Source organism: Eudoraea sp. (assembly GCF_049665975.1).
Lineage (GTDB): Bacteria > Bacteroidota > Bacteroidia > Flavobacteriales > Flavobacteriaceae > Eudoraea.
The window spans coordinates 1-5,005 of the sequence record NZ_JBATGR010000536.1; the positions used below are offsets into that span (position 1 = coordinate 1).

Genomic DNA, 5,005 nt, shown 5'->3' on the forward strand with positions numbered 1-5,005 from the left:
TTAGTGCAGATAAAACTGGGTTTGAAACTCATATTAATTATCCATTAGCCGCCATTGCAGTATTTGCCGGACTCATTGGAATTGGTCTTTCCTGGCTATTTTATAAAAAAGAAAATGAACTGGCAGACAAATTTGCAAATCGTTTAGGAGTACTCTTTACATGGGCTTTTCATAAATTTTATTTTGATGAGCTCTATCTGTTTGTCACCAAAAAAATACTATTCAATATTATTGCAAGGTCCGCAGCAAGATTTGATAAAAAATATGTGGACGGGACAATGGTTGGGATTGGAAATCAAACTGTTAATACATCTGAGAATATTAAAGGTCTGCAGTCTGGTAAGGTCCAGGATTATGCCTTTGCCTTTATTGCAGGAGCTGTTGTAATTGCTATTATATTCATCTATTTATGGACAAATTAAATTAATAATATGGATATTTTATCCCTTTTTATTGTAATGCCTGCATTAACTGTTTTGGTTTTGATTTTTACAAAAAATCTAAAACAGGCCAGAACGGTTGCTTTGGCAGGAAGTCTTGTTCAGCTGGGGATGGCAATTAACCTGTTGTTTTCTTACATCAAAGAAAGAGAGTTAAATGAAGCCATTATGGTTTTTACAAAAGATGTGGTTTGGTTCAAGAATTTCAACATTCATTATAATATTGGTGTTGATGGCATTTCCGTAGCTCTTTTGTTATTGACAGCTATTGTAGTATTGGCAGGAGTCTTTATTTCCTGGAAAATGGAAGATTTACCTAAGGAGTTTTTCATATCCCTAATTGTACTTTCCATTGGTGTTTATGGTTTCTTTATTTCCCTTGACCTCTTTACGATGTTTGTATTCTTTGAGATTGCCGTAATACCAATGTATTTATTAATAGGTATTTGGGGTACCGGCCCAAGGGAGTTCTCAGCAATGAAACTAACACTTATGCTTATGGGTGCATCCGCTGTGCTTCTGGTTGGGATATTGGGCATTTATTTTAACTCAAATGCAGACGGAGGCGCATTGACATTCAATATCCTGGAAATAGCCAAAGTAAACATTCCTGTGGAAGCTCAAAGATTATTCTTCCCGATAACTTTTATTGGGTTTGCGGTAATTGGAGCATTATTCCCGTTCCATACCTGGTCTCCTGACGGTCACGCATCAGCGCCTACTGCAGTTTCTATGTTACATGCGGGGGTCCTTATGAAACTTGGCGGATATGGTGTATTTAGAGTAGCTATCTTCTTGTTGCCAGAGGGAGCATTGCACTGGTCATGGTTCTTTATTATTTTATCTGCCTTCGGTGTCATTTATGGAGCATTTGCAGCTATTAAACAGACAGATTTAAAGTACATTAATGCGTATTCCTCCGTAAGTCATTTAGGCCTGGTATTATTTGCATTGCTTATGTTGAATAAAACGGCCTGGAATGGCGCCATTTTGCAATCACTTTCTCATGGTTTTATGACAGCACTTTTCTTTGCTTTAATAGGGATGATTTACGGAAGAACACATACTCGTGATGTAACCAAATTAGGAGGCCTATTAAAGGTAATTCCTTTTATATCGGCGGTCTATGTTATTGCCGGTTTAGCTTCATTGGGGTTACCTGGTTTCAGTGGTTTTGTCGCTGAAATGAACATCTTTGTAGGTGCTTTTGAAAAGGACGATATCTTTTATAGAATTGCTACAGTGATAGCGGTCTCTGCAATAGTTGTAACGGCTGTATATATATTGCGTGTGGTTGGTATCATGTTAATGGGTCCCGTAAAAAACGAAGCCTACTTAAATCTTGAAAGAGTACGATGGTATGAAAAACTGGGTATTTTGTTACTTCTTTTACCAATAATAGCTATTGGCGTTGCGCCACTTTGGCTAAGCGAAATGATCCTGAAAAGTCTGGATCCATTTTTAAAAGGAGTTTTATAACCTGAAAATTAAATAACCAAAAATGAATTTTAGCAGCTTTTTATTAATGAGACAAGAAATTGCTTTACTGGCAATTATCCTGCTTCTGGTTATAGCCGAGATTTTTATCCCGAAACAAAAAAAAGCAAGCATAATACATCTTGTCATATTCTTGTTTGGTATTCATACCATTGTCGGATTTTTTGAGATTGATGAAAGCAATTTATTTGGAGGAATGTTTCGCACTAACCACCTGATTCATTTTTTCAAAAACATATTGAACATAGGGGTGCTTATTCTGCTACTGCAGTCTGCAGACTGGATACAGGAAAAAATAATGAATCAGAATAAAGGTTCTGAATTCTTTATCTTATTGTTCTCTTCCTTGCTGGGAATTTATTTTATGATATCGGCAGGAGATTTTTTAATGTTCTATCTTGGACTTGAGTTATCCACACTTCCGGTAGCTGCTCTTGCTGCTTATGAAACAATGAAAAGGATTTCAAGTGAATCAGGGATTAAACTAATACTTTCGTCGGCTTTTGCTTCCGGAATTTCATTGTTCGGTATTTCAATGCTCTACGCAACCACGGGTTCTATTTATTTCAGTGAAATTGCTCAAATGCTCACTTCAGCAGATTTAACCCTTCTTGGTGTCGTATTGTTGTTTGCGGGAATTAGCTTCAAGATTTCCCTCGTGCCGTTTCATTTTTGGACTGCCGATGTTTATGAAGGAGCCCCTATCAGTGTTGCCTCCTATTTATCTGTCATATCAAAAGGTGCTGCCGTTTTCATTTTAATGATATTATTATTTACAGTTTTACAGTCATTGGTTCATTTTTGGGAAAACATAATTTATGTTATTGCCATCGCCACTATGTTCATTGGAAATTTATTCGCTTTAAGGCAACAGAATATGAAGCGCTTTTTGGCATTTTCATCTATAGCTCAGGCTGGGTTTATTTTACTAGGATTAATTGGAGGTTCCCAATTAGGTACAGCCACAGTAGTATACTTTGTACTTATATACATATTCTCAAATTTAGCAGCTTTTGGGGTAGTACAAGCAATTTCTCTACACACTGGTAAGGAGCACATAAAAGATTACGAAGGTTTATACAGAACTAATCCCAACCTGAGTTTGGTACTCATGTTGGCCCTTTTTTCCCTGGCCGGAATCCCTCCGGTTGCGGGGTTTTTTGGAAAGTTCTTCCTTTTTACAGCGGCGGCTAGTAAAGGATTCTATTTTCTTGTGTTTTTAGCCGTAGTGAATGTAACTATTTCTTTGTATTACTATTTGTTGGTGATAAGGGCCATGTTCTTACGCAGGGGTGATAATCCAATTCCTTTTTTCAGAAATAAATTTTATATGCGAATTGGGTTAGTTATTACTGTCCTTGGTATTTTGTTACTTGGTATATACAGTCCCTTATATGACTATATTTATGAATTAAGCAGTGCTTTTAATTAATGGTTATGAGTTTAGGAGGTAAACATTTATTCGGTAGTATTGACGAAACAAGGGTGACTTTTGTTGAAAAAAAAGTAACTGCAGATCGGGCTGAATTTTTAAAAAAACTTATGGAACATAACGGGTTTGAAGTTCTTATTCAGGAGGAAAAACGCACTTCGGAAGAAGTACCTCAATTGTATACTATTGGGGTCACCGATATGGTGTTCAATCCTACTATTTGGGTATATCAACGTAAGCTCAAGACATTTGACGGACACAAAGTTTCTCCCGATTATTGGAATCAACGCTCAGAAATTACTCCACCACAATATTGGAAAACACCGAAAGATAATTAGCTTATACGACAGAATTCTTAAAGATTCTACCTGTCCTAAAATCTTAATTTCATCGATTTTAACAGCAAATTAAGCCCCTATGGCAAGGTATTTGCTAACTTTACCCCGTAGAATTACGGTTATGAAACACCAAACTTTATTATCAATATTCCTTTTATCAGTTATTTGCATGAACGCTCAAACTGATTTTCCAAAAACCCAGCCCTTAAAAATAGAGGCTGATAAAAACCTGGATTTAAAGAGTAATCCCAATAGTGGGACAGCTTTGAAAATGCCATCTATGATGGATTACAACCCCAATGCAAGCATTAAAGAAACCAAAAATTCAAGGAATGTAAAAATGCTTCCTGAAAAGGAGTTAAAACAAGCGGGATTTGATTTAAAATTGGATACTAAAGTTGGTGAGCGCCAAAATTCCAATTCCAAAAAGCATTTTGGAAATATGTATTTGGGTGATGTTAAAACTGGTGGTAGTTTCGTGGGTATAGTTTGTCGCGATCATGAATATGTTGATGGTGATCGCGTAAGAATCTACGTAAATGGAGAAGTGGCTGAGTACAATATCGTACTTACAGGTGGTTTTAAAGGGATAAATATAGACCTGGATAAAGGCTTTAACCGATTAGATTTCGAAGCTTTAAACCAAGGCTCTTCCGGGCCAAATACAGCTCAGGTAAATGTTTATGATGATAAAGGGGCGTTGATTCATTCTAATCAATGGTTACTTTCAACAGGTTCTAAAGCGTCTTTAATTGTTGTCAGGCAATAAAATTTTACTCCTTACCTCACGCCCGGCTTATATGAAATCTTTGCCCTTTTAAGTACATCTTCTTTATAAAACGCCGCTTCTTTAAACTTTACCTTTGCATAAGGCATTGTCTGATCATCAAAATGAGGTGATTTTGGATTACTACTTTGCCCCCCGGCCAAAATAGTTTTAGCGCTAACTTTTGAACCAAATTCAACTACGGCTACAAAACTATTTCCCCTGGTACCATATATCTTTTTTGTATTGTTGTTATATCTGGCTCCATAAGCAGCCAGAGCACCCCAGCGACCAGATGAGAAACCAATTGGAATACTGGGTTTATCATCATCAAATGCCTGTCTGATATCACCATTTAAACGCTGATACCTGTTAACCTCGCCCCACGAAATATTCCAATTCCCAAAATCACTTTCTAATTGTGTTACTACTTCTTTAAAAATTGACAATCGCTCTTCTAATGGTGATTTCGAACCGAAATAAGACATTAATTCCATATCGCTCATCAGGGCTGGTCGTATTCCCTTTTTAC

General features: G+C 36.7%; 5 protein-coding genes and 1 pseudogene. 5 read left to right on the forward strand and 1 reads right to left on the reverse strand.

Annotated features, from left to right (window positions below):
• The 5 genes and pseudogenes from WBN20_RS16890 to WBN20_RS16910 all read left to right on the forward strand — a co-directional run.
• Positions 1-422: pseudogene (locus WBN20_RS16890) on the forward strand (NADH-quinone oxidoreductase subunit L); the annotation flags it as partial.
• A 9-nt stretch (positions 423-431) separates the two neighbouring features.
• Entirely contained in the window at positions 432-1,919 is a 1,488-nt protein-coding gene (locus tag WBN20_RS16895) for a complex I subunit 4 family protein (protein ID WP_424282533.1), read from the forward strand.
• A gap of 22 nt (positions 1,920-1,941) precedes the next feature.
• Positions 1,942-3,369: an NADH-quinone oxidoreductase subunit N gene (locus WBN20_RS16900; RefSeq protein ID WP_424273946.1), complete on the forward strand. Its 1,428-nt coding sequence runs from the start codon at positions 1,942-1,944 to the stop codon at positions 3,367-3,369.
• Between the two features lie 5 nt (positions 3,370-3,374).
• Positions 3,375-3,707, forward strand: coding sequence for a hypothetical protein (locus tag WBN20_RS16905; protein WP_424282534.1), 333 nt, complete (start codon positions 3,375-3,377; stop codon positions 3,705-3,707).
• A 169-nt stretch (positions 3,708-3,876) separates the two neighbouring features.
• The gene (locus WBN20_RS16910; RefSeq protein ID WP_424273947.1) at positions 3,877-4,476 is read left to right on the forward strand and encodes a hypothetical protein; all 600 of its coding nucleotides are present in this window, start codon (positions 3,877-3,879) and stop codon (positions 4,474-4,476) included.
• 11 nt (positions 4,477-4,487) lie between these two features.
• On the opposite strand, the gene WBN20_RS16915 is transcribed toward WBN20_RS16910, so the two are convergent.
• Positions 4,488-5,005, reverse strand: a 518-nt coding sequence (locus tag WBN20_RS16915; protein WP_424282535.1) for a penicillin acylase family protein, incomplete at its 5' end; no start/stop codon positions are given.